Source organism: Aminobacterium sp. UBA4987, assembly GCF_002396985.1.
Classification (GTDB): domain Bacteria; phylum Synergistota; class Synergistia; order Synergistales; family Aminobacteriaceae; genus Aminobacterium; species Aminobacterium colombiense.
This window is the reverse complement of sequence record NZ_DGZF01000011.1, coordinates 17,817-39,709: the sequence shown is the minus strand read 5'-3', so window position 1 is coordinate 39,709 and position 21,893 is coordinate 17,817. Positions and strand designations below refer to the sequence as shown.

General features: G+C 48.1%; 22 protein-coding genes. 17 read left to right on the top strand and 5 right to left on the bottom strand.

Annotated features, from left to right (window positions below; genetic code table 11):
- Positions 1-50 precede the first annotated feature (50 nt).
- Entirely contained in the window at positions 51-1,259 is a 1,209-nt protein-coding gene (gene metK / locus B2U56_RS08085; RefSeq protein ID WP_013047560.1) for a methionine adenosyltransferase, read from the top strand.
- A 54-nt stretch (positions 1,260-1,313) separates the two neighbouring features.
- Here metK and B2U56_RS08080 read toward each other — a convergent pair whose 3' ends face one another.
- A complete protein-coding gene (locus tag B2U56_RS08080) occupies positions 1,314-2,363 on the bottom strand; it encodes a PQQ-binding-like beta-propeller repeat protein (RefSeq protein WP_286953200.1) in 1,050 nt (349 codons plus the stop codon).
- Between the two features lie 180 nt (positions 2,364-2,543).
- Between B2U56_RS08080 and yedE the strand changes: the two genes are divergently transcribed.
- The 6 genes from yedE (at position 2,544) to B2U56_RS08050 (ending at position 9,169) form a co-directional block, all read left to right on the top strand.
- Complete coding sequence (gene yedE / locus B2U56_RS08075) at positions 2,544-3,638, top strand: YedE family putative selenium transporter (protein ID WP_013047562.1); 1,095 nt, start codon at positions 2,544-2,546, stop codon at positions 3,636-3,638.
- A 12-nt stretch (positions 3,639-3,650) separates the two neighbouring features.
- Entirely contained in the window at positions 3,651-3,869 is a 219-nt protein-coding gene (locus B2U56_RS08070) for a sulfurtransferase TusA family protein (RefSeq protein ID WP_013047563.1), read from the top strand.
- 154 nt (positions 3,870-4,023) lie between these two features.
- Positions 4,024-5,121, top strand: a complete 1,098-nt coding sequence (locus B2U56_RS08065) for an NAD(P)H-dependent flavin oxidoreductase (RefSeq protein WP_041459291.1) — start codon at positions 4,024-4,026, stop codon at positions 5,119-5,121.
- Positions 5,122-5,207: 86 nt separating this feature from the next.
- Positions 5,208-5,486: a hypothetical protein gene (locus tag B2U56_RS08060; RefSeq protein WP_286677082.1), complete on the top strand. Its 279-nt coding sequence runs from the start codon at positions 5,208-5,210 to the stop codon at positions 5,484-5,486.
- 303 nt (positions 5,487-5,789) lie between these two features.
- Positions 5,790-7,517 carry a mechanosensitive ion channel family protein gene (locus B2U56_RS08055; protein ID WP_286953198.1) on the top strand — a complete coding sequence of 576 codons (1,728 nt, stop codon included), beginning with the start codon at positions 5,790-5,792 and terminating at the stop codon, positions 7,515-7,517.
- Positions 7,514-9,169, top strand: a complete 1,656-nt coding sequence (locus tag B2U56_RS08050; protein WP_013047566.1) for a M20/M25/M40 family metallo-hydrolase — start codon at positions 7,514-7,516, stop codon at positions 9,167-9,169. Before B2U56_RS08055 ends, B2U56_RS08050 begins: the two co-directional genes overlap by 4 nt.
- A 140-nt stretch (positions 9,170-9,309) precedes the next feature.
- Here the strand turns inward: B2U56_RS08050 and B2U56_RS08045 are convergent, their stop codons facing one another.
- On the bottom strand, positions 9,310-10,398 hold the full coding sequence (locus tag B2U56_RS08045; RefSeq protein WP_013047567.1) for a hypothetical protein: 1,089 nt from the start codon (positions 10,396-10,398) through the stop codon (positions 9,310-9,312).
- Positions 10,399-10,533: 135 nt separating this feature from the next.
- On the opposite strand from B2U56_RS08045, the gene B2U56_RS08040 reads away from it, so the two are divergent.
- From B2U56_RS08040 to B2U56_RS08020, 5 genes are all read left to right on the top strand, one after another.
- The gene (locus tag B2U56_RS08040; protein ID WP_013047568.1) at positions 10,534-11,715 is read left to right on the top strand and encodes an ABC transporter substrate-binding protein; all 1,182 of its coding nucleotides are present in this window, start codon (positions 10,534-10,536) and stop codon (positions 11,713-11,715) included.
- Positions 11,716-11,795: 80 nt separating this feature from the next.
- A complete protein-coding gene (locus B2U56_RS08035) occupies positions 11,796-12,677 on the top strand; it encodes a branched-chain amino acid ABC transporter permease (RefSeq protein WP_041459292.1) in 882 nt (293 codons plus the stop codon).
- Between the two features lie 10 nt (positions 12,678-12,687).
- Positions 12,688-13,554 (top strand): branched-chain amino acid ABC transporter permease, encoded by an 867-nt coding sequence (locus B2U56_RS08030; RefSeq protein WP_013047570.1) that lies wholly within the window; start codon positions 12,688-12,690, stop codon positions 13,552-13,554.
- A complete protein-coding gene (locus B2U56_RS08025) occupies positions 13,538-14,311 on the top strand; it encodes an ABC transporter ATP-binding protein (RefSeq protein ID WP_013047571.1) in 774 nt (257 codons plus the stop codon). Before B2U56_RS08030 ends, B2U56_RS08025 begins: the two co-directional genes overlap by 17 nt.
- Positions 14,308-15,051, top strand: a complete 744-nt coding sequence (locus B2U56_RS08020; protein WP_013047572.1) for an ABC transporter ATP-binding protein — start codon at positions 14,308-14,310, stop codon at positions 15,049-15,051. Before B2U56_RS08025 ends, B2U56_RS08020 begins: the two co-directional genes overlap by 4 nt.
- 94 nt (positions 15,052-15,145) lie before the next feature.
- Here the strand turns inward: B2U56_RS08020 and B2U56_RS08015 are convergent, their stop codons facing one another.
- Together B2U56_RS08015 and B2U56_RS08010 are read right to left on the bottom strand one after the other, a co-directional pair.
- Complete coding sequence (locus B2U56_RS08015; RefSeq protein ID WP_286953191.1) at positions 15,146-16,267, bottom strand: aminotransferase class I/II-fold pyridoxal phosphate-dependent enzyme; 1,122 nt, start codon at positions 16,265-16,267, stop codon at positions 15,146-15,148.
- 21 nt (positions 16,268-16,288) lie between these two features.
- Entirely contained in the window at positions 16,289-16,570 is a 282-nt protein-coding gene (locus B2U56_RS08010) for a MoaD family protein (protein ID WP_013047574.1), read from the bottom strand.
- 154 nt (positions 16,571-16,724) lie between these two features.
- On the opposite strand from B2U56_RS08010, the gene B2U56_RS08005 reads away from it, so the two are divergent.
- From B2U56_RS08005 to B2U56_RS07985, 5 genes are read left to right on the top strand one after another with little or no spacing between them, the layout of a single operon-like run.
- Positions 16,725-17,141 (top strand): RrF2 family transcriptional regulator, encoded by a 417-nt coding sequence (locus B2U56_RS08005; RefSeq protein ID WP_213700365.1) that lies wholly within the window; start codon positions 16,725-16,727, stop codon positions 17,139-17,141.
- Positions 17,142-17,169: 28 nt separating this feature from the next.
- Positions 17,170-18,372, top strand: coding sequence for a cysteine desulfurase NifS (gene nifS / locus B2U56_RS08000; protein ID WP_273015533.1), 1,203 nt, complete (start codon positions 17,170-17,172; stop codon positions 18,370-18,372).
- Positions 18,362-18,805 (top strand): Fe-S cluster assembly scaffold protein NifU, encoded by a 444-nt coding sequence (nifU, locus tag B2U56_RS07995; RefSeq protein ID WP_013047577.1) that lies wholly within the window; start codon positions 18,362-18,364, stop codon positions 18,803-18,805. Before nifS ends, nifU begins: the two co-directional genes overlap by 11 nt.
- Positions 18,806-18,807: 2 nt before the next feature.
- A complete protein-coding gene (locus B2U56_RS07990) occupies positions 18,808-19,494 on the top strand; it encodes a HesA/MoeB/ThiF family protein (protein WP_013047578.1) in 687 nt (228 codons plus the stop codon).
- Complete coding sequence (locus tag B2U56_RS07985) at positions 19,491-20,069, top strand: DNA-3-methyladenine glycosylase I (protein ID WP_041459293.1); 579 nt, start codon at positions 19,491-19,493, stop codon at positions 20,067-20,069. The genes B2U56_RS07990 and B2U56_RS07985 overlap by 4 nt, the downstream gene beginning before the upstream one ends.
- Positions 20,070-20,072: 3 nt before the next feature.
- Here the strand turns inward: B2U56_RS07985 and B2U56_RS07980 are convergent, their stop codons facing one another.
- Complete coding sequence (locus tag B2U56_RS07980; protein WP_286953187.1) at positions 20,073-21,893, bottom strand: aldehyde ferredoxin oxidoreductase family protein; 1,821 nt, start codon at positions 21,891-21,893, stop codon at positions 20,073-20,075.

Genomic DNA, 21,893 nt, shown 5'->3' with positions numbered 1-21,893 from the left:
TTGGAAAGGGTTCTTTTTTTATCTATATCTGTTGAATTGGAGGTTGCTAAATGGCAGACAGAAAGTTTTTGATTACGTCTGAGTCCGTAACAGAAGGACACCCTGACAAAATTGCAGACCAGATCTCTGATGGAGTTCTCGATGCGATTCTGGCAGATGACCCCATGGGGCGAGTGGCGTGTGAAACTCTTGTGACCACAGGCATGGTTATGGTGGCGGGAGAGATTAGTACATCCACATACGTGGATATTCCCAAATTGGCGAGAGATATTGTAAAAGAGATAGGGTACACCAGAGCGAAATATGGTTTCGACGGTGATACGTGTGCGGTTCTTACAGCCATAGATGAACAGTCTTCTGATATTGCCCAGGGTGTTGATACGGCCCTTGAAGTTCGATCCCATACAGAAATGGGAGAGGCTGAAGTGGCTAAGGTCGGTGCGGGTGACCAAGGCATGATGATTGGGTATGCTTGTACCGAAACTGAGGAATATTTGCCTATGCCTATCGCATTGGCCCACCGGTTGGCACGGCGTTTGGCCCTGGTTCGTAAAAATGGGACCATTCCCTATCTTCGCCCCGATGGAAAGACCCAGGTGTCTCTTGAGTATGTAGACGGTCAGGCAATTAGGGCAGAAAACCTTGTTGTGTCTGCTCAGCATCATCCAGGAGCGACAGAAGCTCAGATTCGTGGTGATATCATAGAGCACGTTATAAAGCCCGTGGTGCCAGAACACCTTTTGAGGCCTGATACGACAATTCTTGTCAACCCTACGGGACGGTTTGTCAAGGGAGGCCCTATGGCTGACACAGGGCTCACCGGCCGAAAGATTATTGTTGATACATACGGTGGCTGGGTGTCTCACGGCGGGGGTGCTTTTTCAGGCAAAGACCCCACTAAAGTAGACCGCTCCGGTGCATATATGACCCGTTACGCGGCTAAGAATATAGTCGCTGCAGGGTTAGCCGAAAAATGTATGATCCAGATCGCCTATGCTATTGGAGTGGCCGAACCTGTTTCTCTTATGGTGGATACCTTTGGAACCGGCAAGATTTCAGACGAGGCCCTTACAGATCTTATTGAACGGCATTTCGATTTCAGGCCTGCTGCTATCATTCGAGACCTCGATTTGAGGAAACCACAGTATCGCCGTCTCGCTGCCTATGGGCACATGGGGCGTATTGACCTTGACCCCCTTCCTCAATGGGAGAGAACGGACCGTGCGGATGCCTTGGCAAGAGACGCTAAAAGGCTGTAAATAACAAGATAAAGAAAAAGGGCCGGCTTTGTACCGGCCCTTAATTTTTTGTTTTTATTCTGTGGAAAAAGCGTAAACTTTCCCATCCATGCTGCCAAAGAACACTCTGCCGTCTCCCAGTGCTGGAGATGCCAGGATCTCTCTGTTTGTCTGATATTCCCAGATCATATTTCCGTCTATTGCAGAGATGGCCGCTACTTTGCCGGTAGCTGTTCCTATATAGACAATGTTATTGAAGGCTATAGGGGTCGCTTGCATGGCTCCTTCGGTTTCATAGGTCCAGAGCATCTGGCCGGTAATAGCGTCCACAGCGTGGAGAATTCCTTTCTGTGTGCCAAAGAACAGCCGGCCATCTTCTGGAGTTGCGGAAGTGGTAATAGCCGACTTGGCGTTATATTTCCATTGGGGGATAATGCCTTTTATCTTTACACAGGAGAGCAATCCGTCCCAGCTTCCAAAATAGATGAATCCCTTCCATGTGGTTGTAGCCGTATCGATGGGACCGCCAGAACCGCCACCCCACTGTCTATTGCCCGTTTTGGGATCCAGGGCGTGAAAACGGCCTATATGATCTCCTACAAAGATCAGCCCCTCATGATAGAGAGGGGTAGAGCGAAGCTCCCGCCCAGTGTCGAAAGTCCAGAGAACCACTCCTGTTTCTGGGTCAAAAGCATAGATTCTGCCGTCTGCGCTGCCAGCAAAAAGACGTTCTGCTCCATATATGGGAGAGCCCCATATAGCGCCGGGAGCCAGGTCCAGGCCGAGAAGAGTTTGCCAGAGCAAATTGCCTGAAGATCTTTCAATGGCAAAGACACGTCCATCTGTTCCCCCTACAAAAATAGTTTTTTCATTCATAGCGGCGGCGCCATTAATGGAAGTTCCAGCATCATACTGCCATATCAGTTCGCCTGTTTCGGCATTAAGAGCGTAGACTGCTCCCCCCTGATCTCCTATATATACAACACCTTTATCATAGGTTGGAGTTCCGGTAAGGGGCATCCCTGCTTCAAATTGCCAAAGCGGCTCTTTCTCTGCTGCTAGACCTGGAAGGGTGAAGACAAGCAGAAAAAATATGGCAAGCATAAGTATGTGGTTTTTTCTCATTACTCAGCACTCCTTTCTAAAATTTTGTCAATATGTCCTTTTCTATTCTATCTCAGTCAACGAGAAAAGAAACATGGTATTTTAGCCAATCTTTATTTTGTTGTTGCATGAAGGTCAAAACAATGGTAATAATTATTATTACTAAGTATAATAGGCTTATTCTATTTAAGTGAGGTGTTTGTGTTGAAAGGTTTTAATTCCCTTCTCATGTCACGTCTGGGCCCCATTATTACAGGTGGAGTGGTAGGTCTTCTGGCTGCTCTACTCGTTCGGTGGGGGAATCCGGGAAACATGGGAATCTGCGTCGCTTGTTTCACCAGAGATATTGCCGGAGCTCTCGGTTTGCACAGGGCTGCGGTTGTTCAATATCTTCGCCCTGAAATAGCTGGTTTTATTCTTGGTTCGTTTGTTTCTGCTCTTGTGTATCGTGAGTATGTTCCCCGAAGTGGTTCAGCTCCTGTCATTCGATTCTTTTTAGGAATGTTCGCCATGATCGGGGCCCTTGTCTTCCTTGGTTGCCCCTGGCGTGCCTATCTTCGTCTTGCCGGCGGAGACTGGAATGCTATTGCAGGTATTGCGGGATTGGTTGCGGGTATAGGCATTGGAATTGTTTTTCTGTGGAAGGGATTCAGCCTGGGACGTTCTTATGAAGCTCCCAAGGGGACTGGTTACTTTATGCCAGTAGCTGCTATTGCGCTGCTTGTTCTTGTGATCATGGCTCCTGCCTTTGGCAAAGATGGGACTGGTCCCATCTTTTTCTCAGAGAGCGGTCCTGGCTCCGCTCACGCTCCCATAATCATTTCCCTCATCGTTGGCCTGCTTGTGGGCTGGATGGCTCAGAGAAGCCGTTTTTGCACCGTAGGAGCTATCCGTGACCTTGTCATGGTGCGGGATTCTCACCTTTTCAATGGCGTTTTAGCCTTTATTGTTATAGCTTTTGCAACGAATATTGTTATTGGCAAGTTTCATCCTGGCTTTGAAGGTCAGCCTATAGCCCATACCAATACTCTCTGGAATTTCATGGGGATGGTGCTTTCAGGATTGGCCTTTACTTTAGCTGGCGGTTGTCCTGGCCGTCAGTTGATTATGAGCGGCGAAGGTGACGGCGATGCGGCAGTCTTTGTGTTTGGCATGCTTGTGGGAGCGGCTGTGAGCCATAATTTCAGTTTGGCGAGTTCTGGAGCAGGCCCAGCTGCCTTTGGCCCTTCAGCAACAATAGTGGGTCTGGTTTTTTGTTTGGCCGTTGGCTTGATCATGAGGCAGCGTCTTAATTAGGAGGCATGGATAATGAGTGAGTCAATTATTGTGGATGCACGAGGCCTTTCTTGTCCTCAACCTGTGCTGGAAACCCGAAAAGCCCTTAAAGATCTTTCTGGAGGGCAAGTTGAAATTCTTGTTGATACAGTAACATCTCGAGAAAATGTTGCCCGTTTCGCACGGAGCCAAAAATGGGATGTGGCAATTGAGCAGTATGAGGGTGGATATAAGGTTGTTTTAACAAAATAGCGAAACTGTTGTGTCGAATATGAAGGCTGTCAGAAGAATTTTCTTCTTTTGGCAGCCTTTTTGATTTATTTTCTTGAAGGTTATCTCCTTTTTGAGATAGAATAAACAAGCTTGTTTTAAAATGAGACAAGATCAATGTATATAAAGAGGAGAGATGTTGTTGAGCCGTTCCATTCCAGTTTTAAAAATAGGGAAATATCAACCGCGTTATCCCCTGATCCAGGGGGGTATGGGCGTTGGCATATCCGGTCCTAATCTGGCTGGAAATGTGGCGCTACATGGAGGGGTCGGCACCATAGCCAGTGTAGGGCTGGCCTGTAATCAGCCTTACTACACGGGGCGCAACTATTTTGAGGCGAATCAGAGAGCCGTACGAGAAGGTTTGATCAAGGCTCGTGAGATTGCCGGCGAAAAAGGAGTTCTCGCTGTAAACTGTATGGTTGCCCTGACCGATTATGAACTTCACGTGCGCTCAGCCTGTGAGGGCGGGGTGAATATCATTATTTCCGGAGCCGGATTGCCTATCAAGCTTCCCGACTATACGAAAGATTTTCCAGAAGTGGCTCTTGTTCCTATCGTAAGTTCTGCGAAAGCAGCCAGCCTCATCGCCCGGCGATGGGAAAGGCTCTACAATCGCTTGCCTGATGGGTTTGTGGTTGAAACACCGCTGTATGCCGGCGGCCATCTTGGCGTAACAAAGATGGAGCAGGTTGAAAATGAAGAGTTCTCTCTTGAGAAAGTTGTACCAGAGGTTGTTGAGTATGTGGAGAAAGAGCTAAAAACCCCGACCCCAGTTATTGCAGCGGGAGGAATATGGACTCGCGAAGATATTGAGCATGCTTTTGACCTTGGAGCCAGTGGCGTGCAGATGGGAACCCGTTTTGCCTGCACCTATGAGGGAGACGCATCAGATCGTTTCAAGCAGGCCTATATTGATGCAACAGAAGAAGATGTGGTGATCATCCAGAGCCCGGCCGGCCTTCCAGGTCGTGCCCTGCGGTCTCCCTTTATAGATAAGTATTTGCGTGAAGGCACCGTTGGAAACAAGCCCTGCATTGCAAACTGCCTGACCCATTGCCGATATCGAACTGAGCGGAAGACTTTCTGTATCGCACAGGCCCTTATCGATGCTTTTTTCGGTAATTGGGAAGAAGGGTTATTCTTCTGCGGTACAAATGTAACGAGAATTACCAAAAAAGAATACGTAGCGGATATTATTGCAGAACTATTTGGTCCGCAAGAGAATAAGTAAAATTTCTTTTTCTCTGTAAAAAGACTATGAGATAATAATGAGCGGGCTGAAAAGCCCGCCTTTTATTATCCGGGAGTGATGAGAAGATGAAAAAGACATGGCCCGCAAGGTTGCCAAGGGCGTGGATTTTGTTGCTTTTAATGTCTATATTCATGGCTTTGCCCACTGCAGGCTGTGGTGCGGTGTTGCCCTTGCCAGGCTCAGTGCCTTTGAGCAGCAGCGGTGAGGGAGTTGCTCAGGAGGAGTCTTTTTTCACTCCAGAAAAGATAAAGCAGCGTATTGTTGAAATAGAGAAAACCATAGAAACTCTTCAGTCTTCCCAGCCTCTGCTTACTTCTGAGCAGGTGGGGCTAACAGAAGGGTAAATAAACAGTCGACTGAAAGGGCTTGAATCCCTTATCGCTCTCTATCAGCGGTATCTTTCTGTTGCTGAACGGGCAAAAAAAACGCAGAGTGATTTTGAGAAGCAGAAGGCGGAAAGTCAAAAGGATATAGCCGCCCTTGTTCCAGACAATCCCCCCTACTCTCTGAGCTTCTACGAAAACTACCGAGGTCGTCTTGAGACTCTATCTCAGGAAATAGATACAGGGACCTACGCCATCCGCCTGTCTGAGAGTGCCATTGTTTCCCTTAAAGAAAAAATTCGCCAGAATGAACAGCATTTAGCCATGCTGAAAGAGGAACAAACTCCCTCAAAATTCTCAGAATGGGTTCAACAGGAAGTGGAACTAGAAACCGAGAAGAACCGTCTTTCCCTTGCCTTTCGTGAAAAGAATGTGGAAGAAAGCCGTCTTCGTTTCGATATGCTCGAAATGGAACGGAAAAATGTAACCGAAGGGATGAAGTGGATTGCCCAGCATTTGCAATATGATGAAGCAGACCTTAAGCGTCAGGTGTCCTTGATCAAGGAGAGAGAAAGGCAGCTTCAGGAACAGGCAGAGACCCTTCGCCAAGAATCAGAGAAGGCGAGGGAGGAGTTTATGAATGCCCAGGCAAGGGCCGAGTCGGCATCGGATGCTGAGAATCTTTCATTATATCGTGCCCAGCAAAGCGAAAAAGAAACGTGGTACGTCTATTATCAGGCTGCCATGGACCAGGCGGAACAGGCACAGGTATGGGCGGAAGAGACGCGGGAAATTTGGGAAACACGCTATTCCCTCCTCGAAAAAAAATTACTTACGGCAGAGCTGATAAAAAGACGTACTGAAACAGAGATGCGAAAAAAGGATCTCGACAACGTCCTGCTAGGGTTGCAGAAGATGCAGGTCTCATTGCAATCAAGGCTGCTGACCCTCGATAGCTCTATGGCATCGGAAAGCGAGTCCTCTCCTCTATATCGCGTACTGCGGCAGGAGAGCGAAGGGTTGAAAAAACAGATAGAACTCAATGGGCAATATATGACGAGCCTGCTGAGCATCTCTATGCTTAACACCCGATTGCTTGAAGAGCTTGAATCACTGTTATCGTCAGTAACCATTACTGAAAAGGTTTCGGTGGCCAGCCTTGAGCGGCTGCGAGCCTTTTTAAATTTTCAGCTCTGGTCGGGTGACGGGTTCTCTGTTTCTGTTAAGAAGTTGATTTTAGCCGTTATTATCGTACTCCTTGGATTTATAGCCAGCAGAAAAGCGACAAAGGGCGTCAAGCAGTATCTCTTCCGTCGCTTTGAAATGGATCCTACAGCAGCCATGGCTATACAGAAGGGTCTTTTTGCTATCCTTGTATTCATATGTATTCTTGCGGCTCTCGATATGGTCAACATCCCATTGACGGCCTTTGCCTTCTTGGGTGGTGCCCTTGCTCTCGGTGTTGGTATCGGGGCTCAGAATATATTTAGCAACCTCATAAGCGGTCTCATCCTGTTTTTCAGTAAACCCTTCAGAGTTCACGATATTGTTGAGATCGAAGACATTGTGGGAACAGTTGAGGAGATAGAATCCCGTTCCACCCGAATTCGCACATTTGATAATGTGGACGTTCTTGTACCCAACCGATATTTTCTCGAGAATCGTATTGTGAACTGGACGCGCACCGATCAGGTCATTCGCGGCAAAGTGAAAGTGGGGGTGGCCTACGGCTCGCCAGCCAGGGAGGTGGAGCGGCTACTCCTCGTAGCGGCTTCCTCCCACAAAGATATTCTTACTATGCCTGAACCCTACGTTATTTTCAATGATTTTGGTTCAAGCTCCCTTGATTTCGATCTTTACTTTTGGGTGGATATGAGAAAAGCATCTCGTTTTGTAGCTCAGAGTGATCTTCGGTATAAGATTATAGAGCTTTTTGAAGAACGTAATATAACAATAGCCTTTCCCCAGCTGGATATTCACTTTGATAAAGATGTTTCTCATAATATGGCCATTGTCAACCACCCACAAGGCAAGGAGGCGTCAAGGGAATGACCCATCCCCCCTCTCCAGAGAGACTTTTCTCTTTGTGTATTGACCTGGCTTCTATACCAAGCGTAACGGGGCTTCCCGGAAGGGAAAATGAGGCAGCTTACTCTATATATCGGTGGCTGGGCGACCTGCCCTATTTTCATGAGCGGCCAGAGAATATTTTTTTAATTCCCGTACAGAACGATGGGCTCAAACGACATTGTATAGCTGCCCTTGTGGAGGCCGATCCTCCATGCAAGGAGACAATTATTATCACTGGACATTTTGATGTGGTGGATGCGAAGGGATATGGTTCACTGGAATCCCTGGCCTTTCAGCCCCAAAACTATACAGAGCGGTTGAAGAAAGAGGCACTTCCCAAAGATGCTCGCGCAGACCTCGAAAGCGGACAGTACCTTTTTGGCCGGGGCATGGCCGATATGAAATATGGCCTGGCCCTGGAAATGGCTTGTATGGAGAAATTCTCGGAGAGCCCTGAAAAAATGCAGGCGAACCTGCTTTTTCTGGCTGTTTGCGATGAAGAGGGGATGTCTGCCGGAATGCGAAGCGCAGTACCCTGGCTCAGGGGGCTTCAAAAAAAGAAAAACCTGGAATATCTTGTCTGCATCAATACGGAACCCTCAGTGGGGGAGTCAGCGGAGAGGGGTTACCTTTATTTAGGAACCATCGGAAAAATAATGCCCCTTTTCTTCTGTGTTGGAAGAGAAGCCCATGTGGGGGAATATTTTAAGGGCATCAGCGCGCCTCTAATAGCGTCGTGCCTTATGACGCTTGTTGAGGGAGATGCTGAAAGCGCGGACAGGTGGAAAGACAGAGTTTTTCCTCCAATGGCGTGTTTAAAACTAGCCGATCTCAGAGAACAGTATGCCGTTACTTTACCGGAGATGGCGGTGGTCTTCTTTAATAGTCTGGTAGTGCAGAAAACACCCGGTCAAGTTCTCGAGTATATGAATAAGAGAGCAGAAGAGGCCTTATCGAGGGCTCTTGCCCTTAGGGAGGGCGAGAGGCAAAAACTGTCTTTCAGTTTCGATCAAGAAGAAAAAGAGCAAGGTGTAGTTCTGACCATTCAAGAGCTTATTCAAGATGTGGCCGGGCAAAAGGGTTGTTTGCCTCAGGATGTGCTGGGACCGATCCTTTCAGGAATCCATTCTGGAAAAACCATACATGATCGTGGAATAGAAGCAGTTCGCCTTCTTTTGCGGGAATCGAACAGACGAGGTCCCCTTATCATTACGGGTTTTCTCCCGCCGTGGTATCCTCCCCGGTGCAACAGGGATGCAAGCCGGGGAGATAGGGTCATACGCATGGTAGCCCAGGAAATTGTGGAGGAGAGCGCAGATTTAACCGAAGAACCCCTGGAGATAAAAGAGGTCTTTGAAGGGATAATGGACCTCAGCTACATGGGGTTTCAGGGAGAAGAACATGATATGGAGGCCGTTGCCGCAAATATGCCTCTATGGGGAGCGGATTATCATTTCCCCGCAGAAGATTTGCTTTCTCTGGATGTGCCCGTGATGAATCTTGGGCCTATTGGAAAAGATGTCCATCAGTATACAGAACGAATTAATCTCTCTTATGCTCTTCACGTGCTTCCACCCCTTTTTGTGAAGGCTATAGAGAGAATTCCAAAGGTCTACAGGTCTCTTTTATATTGAGGCCGCTCTTCTTTACTTTAGCTTTTGAAAAACCGCATTATGTACATGATTCCCAGCACAAGGGCCAGGAGAAGATGTAGAAAGAGTCAGGGTGGGCATCGCCCGATCCATTTCTTCCATGTCATGGCATGTTCCTCACTTTAGGGAACGAGATTATTGCGCAGGTGAACCAGAAAATCCTGTACGTTGGTAACGATAGGTGTTACGGACAGGCTTCCCCTGTCGCGGAGTTTGTTCACTGCAAATTCTGAAACGTCAATGGAGTAGAAGTATACAGGCCGGATGCGCCCTTCCCTATTGACATAACAGGGAGTGATATTTCCAGTGGCAATAGTGTGGAGCTGAGTAGCCAGGGCTATGACGGTGGTAGCTTTTTTTGTACAGGCTCTCATGGCATCCTGAGCGTCGTAGACATTGCCAATAACGGTTGGCAGCGGGCCGTCGTCACGGATAGATCCGGCAAGGATTACCGGGATGCCTTTTTTTATGGCTGAATACATAACGCCGTCATTAATATTTTCCTCTTCTATGAATTTTTCAATGGAACCGTATTGCAAAACAGTGTTTATAAGATCAAGATGGTGATAATGGCCGAGGGGACGCTGTTCCTGGGTATAGATATCTTGTCCCAAGGCCGTTCTCTTCATGCTTCCTTCCAGATCGTGGGTTGCCATGGCGTTTCCGGAGAGTAGCGCATGGGCATATCCGTGTTCGATAAGTTCAGATAGAGCCTTTTTGGAGTCGTGATCGAATATCACAGCTGGGCCAAGGACCCAGATAATATAACCGTGGTCACGCTCGTATCGCATGAGTTCGTAAAGGTTGTCGTAATCCCGGGAATAGGCCGTTTCACGGGAACGCCCGGTGCGGAAAGAAAAGACGTCGCCGCTTTCTTCGGGCATGGCAAAGGGGGTTGCATGGAGGTAAATTCCGTAACGGCCATCTTCTGAGCGGCCTACGATGACTTTGTCCCCTACATGAAGATTACGAAACTCGACAGCTTCGATTATTCCCTCGTTTCGCACGACAGGAACACAGTCCATGCGACTTTCCCTTACAAGGGACCATTGGCTGTTGACTTTAAAATATTCAGGATAAATAGATAAGGCATGATAACCTGGTGGTGCTACTCCTTCCGCTTCAACTTTGCATATTCCCGCATCAGGAGCTGAAACAAAAGGCTCTTTATCGAAGTTTGGTTCGACATATATTGGCAACTGAAAAGCCATTTCATATTCCTCCTCAAGATGATTATGTAAAATAAGCAAAATTGCTACAATTTCTGATTGCATCACTTAATGCTTTGTCTGTACAATGAACATACTGATTATAACCTATATCATAAATCATTTAGGAGGTGGTAGGTGGTGAAAAGAGGCAATATATGGCGTAAGGGGCTTATAGGTTTTTTATTCGTGGCTCTTTTAATTGGAGTTGTGGGTGTTACCCCTATATCAGCGCAAGAAAAACCTATAAAAATTGGGTACCTGGCGGCATTGACCGGCGACTGGGCAGCCTATGGCCAGACCGAAGAAAAATCCGCAAAGCTGGCTGTTGATGAGATCAATGCTAAAGGCGGGGTGCTGGGAAGAAAGATAGAACTCGTAGTGTACGATTTTAGAACCCGGGCAGAAGATGCTGTGAACGCAGTGCGGCGTATGATTGAAGAAGATAAGGTTGTCGCTCTTGTCGGTGCGAACGGCAGCGGAATAAATATTGCTACGGCTCCGCTGGTCAACAGATATGGCGTGGCTCAGATCGGAACTGTTTCTACCAACCCCCTGGTGACTGTAGATGAAAAAGGTAATGTTCGTCCCTTTTCCTTCAGAATATGTTTCACTGATCCCTACCAAGGCAAGCTCATTGCGTATTTTGCAGCGAAAGAACTTGGAAGAATGAACGCGGCGATTCTTTACGACGTAGGAAACGATTATTCCCATGGCCTTCGGGAGTTCTTCATGGCGAGCTACGGTGGATATGGAGGAACCGTGGTGGCAGACCTCGGCTTTAGAGGAGGTCAGGATGTGGACTTCAGGGCTCAGCTTACGGAAATTCGCGACAAAAAAGCAGATGTGCTGATCCTCCCCAATATGGGAAAGGAAATGGCCCTTATTATGAAACAGGCACGTGAACTTGGCATGAACGAAATTGTTTTTGTTGGCGGTGACGGATACGGCGAATTTATGTGGGAGATCGCAGGGGACGCAATGGAAAATTCCTACTGGATCAACCACGTAGCACCGGAAGACCCAGCCATGCAGCTTTTCTTCAAAGCATACAAAGAGAAATGGAATGATGAATGTAAGGAGTTTGTAAACGGTGTACTTGGCTATGATTCCGTCTACTGGCTTGTGGACGCTATCGCCCGCGCAGGCAGCGACGATCCCAAGGCTATCCGTGACGCTCTTGCCGCTACATCTAATCTTGCCCTTCACCATGCTACTATTACTATAGATCCAGCAAACAATACGCCGAAGGATAAAGATGGCGTTGTATTGGTGGCCAAAGAAGGCAGAGGGCAATTCTACAAGAAGATTAAACCTTAAAAAACAAAACACAGGTCAGGCAATACGAGGCGGAGGGGTTGTTTCCGCCTCGTATTCTCAGGAAAGAGGTGAGATCATAGGTGGCCACTTTTTTGCAGCAAGTGATTAACGGACTTTCCCTTGGTTCTGTGTATGCCCTCATTGCCGTTGGTTACTCTCTTGTTTATTCCGTATTGCTTTTTTCAAATTTTGCCCACGGCGGGTTTCTTGTGATCGGAGGGTACATTTGTTATGGGGCCTTGAAATCTATGGGGGTCAATATCTGGCTGGCTGGCATGCTTTCTCTTGCGGGAGCTGGCATAGCAGCGGCTTTGACGGAGAGGATAGCCTATAAGCCCATCCGTGAGCGGACCAATGTAACCCTTTATTTGCTCATTGCTTCTATGGGCATGAGTATTGTAATTGAAAATATTTTTGTTATCGTAGCCGGCGGGCGTTTCAGAGCCCTCCCCCCGGTGATACCCACCTACCCAGTTCAATTGTTCGGTCTTGCTACCACGAGTGCTTTCGATCTCCTTTCCTTTCTCATAGCCCTTATTGCTCTTGGATGTCTTCAGTTATTTCTTTCCAGAACGAAGTGGGGGCTTGCTATTCGGGCGGCAGCCTGCGATCTGCGTACGGCTGGCCTTATGGGTGTAAATGTTAACCTTCTTATTTCTATTGTCTTTTTTACCGCCGGAGCCTTGGCGGCTATTGGGGGAATATTTCTTTCAGTTCGGTATACTCTCTATCCCCAGCTAGGGGCCATTACCATCAAAGCCTTTGTCGCCGCAGTTATTGGAGGGTTAGGGTCTCTTCCCGGCGCAGTCGTGGGGAGCCTGATTCTTGGTTTGGCGGAAATGCTGGCTGCTGGTTTTATTTCGAGCCAAATGAGGGATCTAGTGGTTTTCTCATTGCTTGTCATCACTTTGCTTATCAAGCCCTCAGGTCTTTTTGGCAAGCAAATGAGCGAAAAGATATAGGTGTTTCCCCATGTCTGGATATACTGAGGGAATCATAACGCTTTTGTGCATTAACGCTATTGCTGCTATGGGAGTTTCTCTTCTCACTGGTTTTACTGGCATTTTTTCCCTGGGGCATGCGGCCTACATGGCTCTTGGCGCCTATACCTCTGCCATTCTGACAGTGCATTATGGGGTACACTGGCTGCCGGCTATACTCCTTGGCGGCGGAGTAGCGGTTATAGTGGCTTATGGTATAGGAATTCCGACCCTTCGGCTTATGGGCGACTATTTTGCCATTGCTTCCATAGGTTTGGGAGAAGCGATTCGTCTTATCCTCGAAAACTGGCAGTCGCTAACTCGTGGAGCCCGGGGGTATCCCGGCATTGAACCCTATACGACATTGCCGGTAGCCCTGACTTTTTTTGTCATCATGGCCCTCTGCATGTTCAATCTGATCAATAGCCGGTATGGACGAGCCTTTAAAGCCTGTCGCGATGACTATGTGGCGGCCTCATTGCTTGGTTTCCATACAGCCAGGCTGCGGGTGCTCAGCCTGATGATCTCCGCTTTTTATTGTGGAGTGGCCGGAGCTCTTCTTGCCGGTTTTCTTTCTTTTATACAACCCATTATGTTCGATATGCTGAAGTCCACAGAGTTAACGGCCGTGGTGGTTTTTGGAGGCCTTGGATCTATGGCCGGGACCATGGTAGGAACTCTCGTAATAACTCTGGTTACCGAGCTTTTCAGGCCTATTTCGCAATATCGAATGCTTATTTACGGGGCCGTTCTCGTAATCATTATGGTGATTCGCCCCGAGGGTATTATGGGTGGACTCAATGGCGGGGGGCTACTGAACAAGATTTTCAGGAGGAAAGATAATGGCGGCACTGCTTGAGCTGAACGGAGTGGATAAATTCTTTGGCGGAGTCCATGCTGTTCAGAGTATGAGTTTTGCTTTGAACGAAAAAGAGATTGTTGGTCTCATCGGCCCAAACGGCGCGGGGAAAACAACAATTTTCAATGTGGTAACGGGTGTCTATGATCCTGATGGGGGCCGGATACTTTTCGATGGGGAAGATATTACCCCTCTCAAGACCTACGAAGTGATTCGAAAAGGGATCGCGCGGACTTTTCAGAATTTGCGGCTCTTCCCCCGTTCTTCAGTTCTTGAGAACGTTATGACAGCAGCACAACAGCATGAAGCCTATTCTTTTGTAGAGGCTGTGACTCATTTTGGCAAGTGGAGGATGAAAGAAACATCCATACGGGATCGAAGTATGGAATTGCTCAACCGAGTAGGCCTTGCGGATCGGGCCCTTCAACCTGCAGGGACCCTGCCCTATGGGTATCAGCGCCGTCTTGAGATAGCACGGGCCCTGGCCCTTGATCCCCGTTTGTTGCTTCTTGACGAACCGGCAGCAGGAATGAATCCTGAAGAAGTTATGGCGTTGAACGAGCTTATAAAGTCTATTCATATGGAATTCCAGCTAGCCATTCTCGTGATAGAACATCATATGGACCTGGTGATGGAAATTTGCCCCCGGATCATCTGCATGAACTTCGGGGCGAAGATCGCGGAGGGGTCCCCTGAGGAGATACAGGCCAATTCTGAAGTATTAAAAGCCTATCTGGGAGAGGAGGACGAAGAATGAGCGATGTAGAAAATATCCTCCTGGACGTGCAGAACCTTCAAGTAAGCTATGGTGCCATTCGCGCTCTTCGCGGCATTTCACTTCAGGTTAAAGAAGGCGAAATAGTCTGTGTCATTGGGGCTAATGGCGCGGGAAAATCAACGTTGATGAACGCACTTATGAGCGAAGTTCGCAGGGAAAAAGGGCTCATTAATTTTTCGGGAGCGCCTTTGGCCCAGCGAAGTTATGATGTGGTGAAACAGGGCATATCCCTCGTCCCGGAGGGGCGGCGGGTATTCGCCCCTCTCACCGTCTACGAAAATTTGATGATGGGGGCTTTTCCCCGTAAGGAGCCGGAAAAGGTGAAACAGGACCTTCAGTGGGTCTTCTCCCTCTTCCCTCGCCTTGAAGAGCGGCGTGACCAATATGCCGGAACTCTCTCAGGGGGTGAACAGCAGATGCTGGCCATCGGACGGGCCCTTATGTCCCGCCCCCGCCTTTTGCTTTTAGATGAGCCTTCTCTGGGCCTTGCCCCTATTATCATTAGGGATATTTTTAAGGAGCTCCGCCGGATAAACTCTGAGGGAGTTACCATTTTACTGGTTGAGCAAAATGCCCGACAGGCTCTGTTGCTTTCCCACCGAGGCTATGTGCTGCAGACAGGAAGCATTATTATGGCAGGAACATCAGAAGATTTGCTGAATAGCGCAGATATCAGGAATGCCTATTTAGGAGCGGGACGAAAAAAGGGCCTTCTGTAGTTTGCTATGAATTTGCAGGAAGGCTTTATTTATAAGATTCAGGAGCCAATCTTTGTAGAGAGGAGAGGCTCCTGATTTTTTTACTGAAAGCAGATTACCCTTTGCGATTGTTCAGAAAGACTTCAAACTGTTTGAGGGCTTCTGAAAAGGTGGCTCGCCCGAACCCCACCCTAAAACGATTTTCCTTTGATCCGAATAGAGTGCCGGGTATTATTAATACTCCGTATTGATCTATAGCCTCCTGACAAAAGGCCTCTATAGGGTTGTTCCCTTTCAGGGCGGGGAAGGCTATAGACCCTCCCTTGGGAGGAACCCAGTGGAGAAGGTCATCATGTTTGTGGAAAAGGGTTTCAATTTCTTCAAGGTTGCTTGCTATAAGAGCCCTGTTCCGCTGCAGGATTTTTTCTTTTGCCCGAAGGCTCATGAGAGAAAGAATTTCAGAAGGAGAACTTCCGCAAATAGTGGTGTAGTCTTTCAACTGGGCTGTAATATTGAGGATCTCACGGTCCTGAGCTGCTAGCCATCCCATTCGCAGCCCTGGAAGGCCAAAAGCCTTGGAAAGTCCGCCTAGTGTAACAGCTTTTTCATAAACAGTGCATGCAGAAGGAAGACGGGACATTTCGTCAAACTCAAGGAATCGATACATTTCATCAGAGAAAAGATAGAGATCGTGGCGAGATGCTATATCCACTATTTTAAGAAAATCTTTTTTCTCTGGCAGATACCCCGTTGGATTGTGGGGAAAATTCACGACGATCATTTTTGTTGCGGGTCTGATCATCCCTTCTAGTTCATCAAGGTCTAGGGTCCACTCCCCATTTTTTTCCTTTACAGACCAATAGGAGACTTCGCAGCCCATCCCTTCCGGGATGGAATAAAGGGACTGATAGGCTGGAGAGATGGCTATAACATGATCTCCAGGTTCGAGTATTCCGTTGAAAGCCAAAAATATTCCTTCTTCTGGAACGGCAAGCAGCACATCTTCCTTCGAGAGACCAGTATAGAGAGCGGCTATTTCTTCTCTCAGTAGAGGGTGTCCCAAGGATTCCGTGTATCCGAGCCGGAGGTTTTTCCAGAGGGAAAGACTTTCAGTATCGGCCATTTGCAATAGTTCGGAGAGAGAAAAGCTCTCGCAATCCGATGGGCAAAGTAGAAACTCGGTTTTAAATTCGTAGCGGGCGAAATAGCGTTCAATTTTAAAAGCTGGCAGTTTCATGGTGTCTTCCTCCTCATTCTTTTAACCGCCCCCTACCGGTGGAAAAATATTGACCACGTCTTCGTCACAAAGAGGTGTATCAAGACCGTTAAGATGGGCTATATGTTTGCCATTGACCATAATAATAGTACCTGCCATAAGACGGTGGGGAACTTCGTTGCTTGACCAGATCCATTTATCAAAGGGTTCTCCGAAACGGTTAGAAAAGTCCTCCAAGAGCTGCCTGATGGTGGCAGGAGCTTTCATGTCAAATTCTTTTTCTCCAGTAGCATAAATAAGAAAGGCATGGACACGGAGCTTCATGGGCAGTCCTCCTCCTTTTTAATTGTCTGCTTCAGCCTTATTATCTTTTTTCGCCTGAAAGAATGCAAATAGCAGCTGTTTTATTCTTGACAAATCCAGTAGGGTATAGTATGAATACTTATAATGCAAGCTTATAAAAAGAAGGTGAAACGTAATGAAACTGTCTACAAAGACACGATATGGGCTCAGGGCGTTGCTAGAGCTTGCCCGTCAGTATGATGGCCGTACACCGCTGAGCATAACAGATATTGCATCGAAAGAAAACATTTCAGAGCGTTATCTCGAACAGCTTTTTTTGAAGCTGCGGAGAGATGGGCTTATTGAGAGTGTTCGTGGTCCTCAAGGAGGATACCTCCTCAGCAGGGCTCCCATGGAAATTACTGTTGCTGAGGTTGTGGAGGTTCTGGAGGGAAACATTCAGATAGCTGATTGTCTCGAAGGACCGGAGTGCATGAGAGAGAGTGCGTGCCCGGCCAGGAAGCTCTGGCTGAGGCTGCGCGACAGTATTGATAATGTATTGGTCTCAACAACGCTGAAAGATCTTATAGAAGATCATGATCTTCAGAAATAGTTTGAGAGAAAGGCAGGCTATTAATATGATGCGACAGGTCTATATGGATCATGCGGCTACTACTCCAGTGGCTTCCGAAGTTCTCAAAGAGATGATGCCCTATTTCACTGAGTCTTTTGGGAACCCTTCATCTCTTTATACGCTGGGACAGCAGAACAAAGAGGTTGTGAGAGCTGCCCGCGAAAAGGTTGCCGAGGTGCTGAACGCATCGCCCGATGAGATATATTTTACGAGCGGCGGTACAGAATCGGATAATTGGGCTTTGAAAGGAGTGGCTTTTACCTATCGAAATAAAGGGAATCACATTATCACAACAAAAATAGAACATCACGCGGTGCTTCATTCAGCAGAGTATCTTGCTGGCCTTGGCTATGATATTACCTACCTCGGCGTAGATGAAGAGGGTCGTGTCTCTGTAGATGATGTAAGAAAGGCCATCACAGAGAAGACGGTTCTTGTTTCGGTGATGTTTGCAAACAACGAGATAGGGACCATTCAGCCCATTGCCGAGATCGGAAGGCTATGCCGGGAAAAGGGCGTGCTCTTTCACACAGACGCTGTTCAGGCGGTAGCTCACATACCTATTGATGTGAAAGCCATGGATATTGACCTGCTCTCTCTTTCAGCCCATAAATTTTACGGCCCCAAGGGAACGGGCGTCATGTATATTCGGAAAGGCGTAAAGCTCGATAACTTTATCCATGGAGGCGGCCAGGAAAAAGGCCGCAGGGCCACAACTGAGAATGTGGCAGGCATTGTGGGCCTGGGCATCGCCATAGAGCGGGCAGCAGGGAAGATAAGCTCGGAAAAAAGTCGTCTTACCGCTTTGAGGGATGGTTTAATAGAAGAAATCATGGCTCGGATCCCTTATGCAAAACTCAATGGTGCAGCGGGGGATGGCAGGCTGCCCAATAATGTGAATGTAAGCCTAATAGGGGTAGAAGGTGAGACACTTCTCATGGATCTTGACATGTTCGGCATAGCGGCGTCTACAGGAAGCGCCTGTTCTTCCGGTTCCCTCGATCCATCCCATGTGCTTATGGCAATAGGGCTGACCCACGAACAGGCTCACGGTTCCCTTCGTCTCACCCTTGGGGAATCCACCACAGAAGAAGATGTGGCCTATGTTGTTGAAAAACTTGCAGGAATAGTAGAGCGGCGTAGAAACATGTCGCCTTTATGGGAAGATTTTCTGAAGGCAGAGGAAAGGAGCGAGAAGAATGCTCTATAGTGAAATAGTAATGGATCACTTTCAGAATCCCCGCAATGTGGGAGAGATAAAGGATGCAGACGGCGTTGGGGAAGCGGGAAACCCAAGATGCGGCGATATTATGAAGATATATATCAAGGTTGAGAATGACCATATTGTGGATATTAAGTTTAAGACCTTCGGCTGCGCGTCAGCCATCGCTTCTTCAAGTATGGCCACAGAGCTTGTAATGGGAAAGACTATAGAGGAAGCATGGAATATAACGAACAGCGCTGTGGCGAAAGCTCTTGATGGACTTCCACCGATAAAAATGCATTGCTCTGTACTGGCAGAGGAGGCCATTCATGGGGCAATAAACGACTATCGCCGGCGTCAGGGCCTTGAACCCTGGGAAGACAAAAGCCATGATGAACTGGTGGACGAGCACTCCCACCACTTCCATCATCAGGGATAACAATGATTCCCCGCCGTTATGACCGGAACATAGCAAGTTTAGGAATGGAGGGACAGGAACGCCTCTTTCGATGCCACGTTCTTGTAGCTGGTTGCGGAGGACTCGGCGGGGTGGTTGTTGAAATTCTGGCCCGGGCAGGGGTAGGAACGCTCACCCTTGTAGATGGGGATGTGTTTTCAGAGAGTAATTTAAATCGTCAGCTCTTGGCAAAGGAAGACAATTTTGGGCGATTAAAGGCTGAAGCGGCTGAGGCGAGAGTAAAAGAGATCAATGGCCATGTCAACGTGTGGGCGGTTCCTCACATGTTGACTGAGGATAATTGTCAGTCACTTCTGGCAGGAGTGGATTTGGCAATTGATGCCCTTGATAGCAATTTGGCAAGGGCTGTTCTCTATAAAGGGTGCAAGGAGGCGAAAGTTCCTGTCATCCATGGTGCTCTTGGGGGGATGATTGGGCAGGTGGGACGATATAGACCATGGGAAAAAACTCATTTTGATGTTTTTGAAGGGAGTCTCCCTGACGCGGGCATTGAGGTTGCGGCGGGAACTCCAAGTTTCACCCCTTATGTTATCGGTGCCCTTGAAGCGGCAGAGGCCATTAAATATCTGGCGGAGGTGGAAGAGATACGGTGGGGAACTCTTACGCTTGTAGATCTTGCCATCATGTCTATGGAGACTTTGGAACTATGATAGCCAATGAGGAAATGAAGCGCTGTCCCTGGGCGGAAACCCATCCATTGCTCACTGCGTATCACGATGAAGAATGGGGTGTTCCTCAATACGACGAAGAGCGCCTTTTCGAACTGTTGATTCTAGAATCGGCCCAGGCGGGATTGAGCTGGCTCACTGTTCTTAAGAAGAGAGAAGGCTATCGAGATGCCTTTGCCCAGTTCGATGTTGAAAAAGTGGCGGCCTTTGATCAGCAAAAAATAGAGGGGCTCTGTCAGAGCCCCCACATCATACAAAACAGGCGAAAGATCGCGGCGGCGGTGAACAATGCGCGCCAATTCATTGCCATTGCTGAAAAGCATGGTTCTTTTTCGCGCTTTTTATGGAGTTTTGTAGATAACAAACCCATAACCAATCACTGGAAAAATCCGTCAGACGTACCGGCTTCCACCCCTCTTTCTGCCCGCTTGAGCGGGGAGCTGAAAAAAAGAGGATTTACCTTCGTCGGCCCCATCATCTGCTATTCCTATATGCAGGCAGTGGGGATGGTCAATGACCATCTCATCCATTGCTTTTGTCATGGAAAATCTTTTTAATGTCTATAATGCGAATTCTTCAATCCCCAGTTTTTTCAATTGCTCATAGGTAGGAATGCCCTTTTCGTCCCAGCCTCTGGCTGCATAGTAGCATTCAAGTTGTTTCTGAAGGTCGGGAAGTGTGTCCGCGGCTCCTCCTGTTCCGCGCGGTTCGTGAAGAATCCGTTCTGGTAAAGTATCGTCATCCTTTGTGAAGCCGCACCGGGAGTTGAAAAGCCGCTTCAGTGTAAAGATGCGCTTACCTGTCTCTTCTAGCTCTTTTCTGGTCATCTCCCAGCCTGTAACGCCGTGAATCCATGTAAGGAGATCATCAATGGAGACACAGGCAAGGATTGGAAATTTGCATATTTTTAGAGAGTCGAGAACGCCCATAAAGTTCTGGAAAGGAACGTTCAGTTCTCCTTTCCCGTCATCGATGGCCCTGTCGAGGACCTCTGTAATTCCAAAATCCTTATAAGTAGCGTTTCGTTCACAGGCGTATGTGTAGCCTGAAAGATGGCAGGCTCCGCGGCTTGATGTGGCATATCCGGCAGCCAGGCTTTTGTAGCAGCGAGGATCGTGGGCAGGAAGGTCAAGGCCTTTTACGTGAATTGCATATCGCTCAGCCCCATGTCCTATTATTTCAGCTGCCTTGCGGGTTCCTAGGCTGAGAATAGCGCCGAAGCCTTCTCTTTTTCCCATGGCTTCCACTATTCGGATCATGGCCTTTCCGTCTCCCCAATTAAGGGGAAATCCGATTTCTTTCTCTGTAACGATGCCCCGATCAAAAAGCTCCATGGCAAAGGCTACTGCTGCCCCTGTCGAGATGGTGTCGAGGCCGTAGCGGTTACAGATATCGGCAGCCCGGGCTATATCTTTCAGATCGTTGACAAGACAGTTGCTTCCCAACATGCCGATGGTTTCGTACTCAGGCCCTGCCCCAGCAATATTATCGAAGGCAACTTCTCTCCCGCAACGGATGGGACACGCAACGCAGCCGTAATTTTCTGTGAGGATTGTGTCGGCCATGGCTTCACCCGTAATAGACAAGACATCTGGTTTCCATGAGCCTTGCTGCCAGTTTTTAATGGGCAAATCCCCGTATTCTTCGGCCAAGGATACTCCGCCGGCAGTTCCAAAACGGGTCATACCTGCCAATTTCTGAGAAAATAAAAGGTGTTTTTCTTTTGAGAGGGCCCGCACTTTTTCTTCGTCGAACAGGCCTGGTCTAAAAGTCCCCCCAGCGACAATGGCTTTTAGATTTTTACTTCCCATGACTGCGCCAAGGCCGCATCGACCAGCAGCTCGAGCATGGGGTCCGTCGTGCATTATTCCTGCTATGAGGGCCATTTTTTCTCCTGCCGGGCCTATGCATGAAACACCGCAAGCTCCTCCAAACTCCTCTTTAAGCATCTGTTCGGTTTCAAAGGAATCTTTTCCCCATAAAAGAGATGCGTCGCGAAGAGAAACTTCTCCGTTGCGAATGACTATATAGACAGGCTTTTCAGCTTTCCCCTCCACAATAAGGCCGTAAAAGCCCCCTCGCAAAAGATGAAATCCAAAAGTTCCGCCAGCGTCTGATTCGCCGTGGGCCCCTGTCAGGGGAGATTTTGAAACGATCTGATGTCGGCCGCTGGTGGGTATTCCAGTGCCCTGAAAGGGTCCATTCATAAAAATAAGCGGGTTTTCCGCCCCTAAAGGGTCAATTTCCGGACGGGAATATTTGAAGTAAAAATAGGTGCCGAGGCCTGAACCTCCTATGAAACGGCGAGCTACCCCCTCTTCCACTGAGAACGTATCTATTGTCCCAGTGGAAAGATCGATATGGACCATTTGCATTTTCAT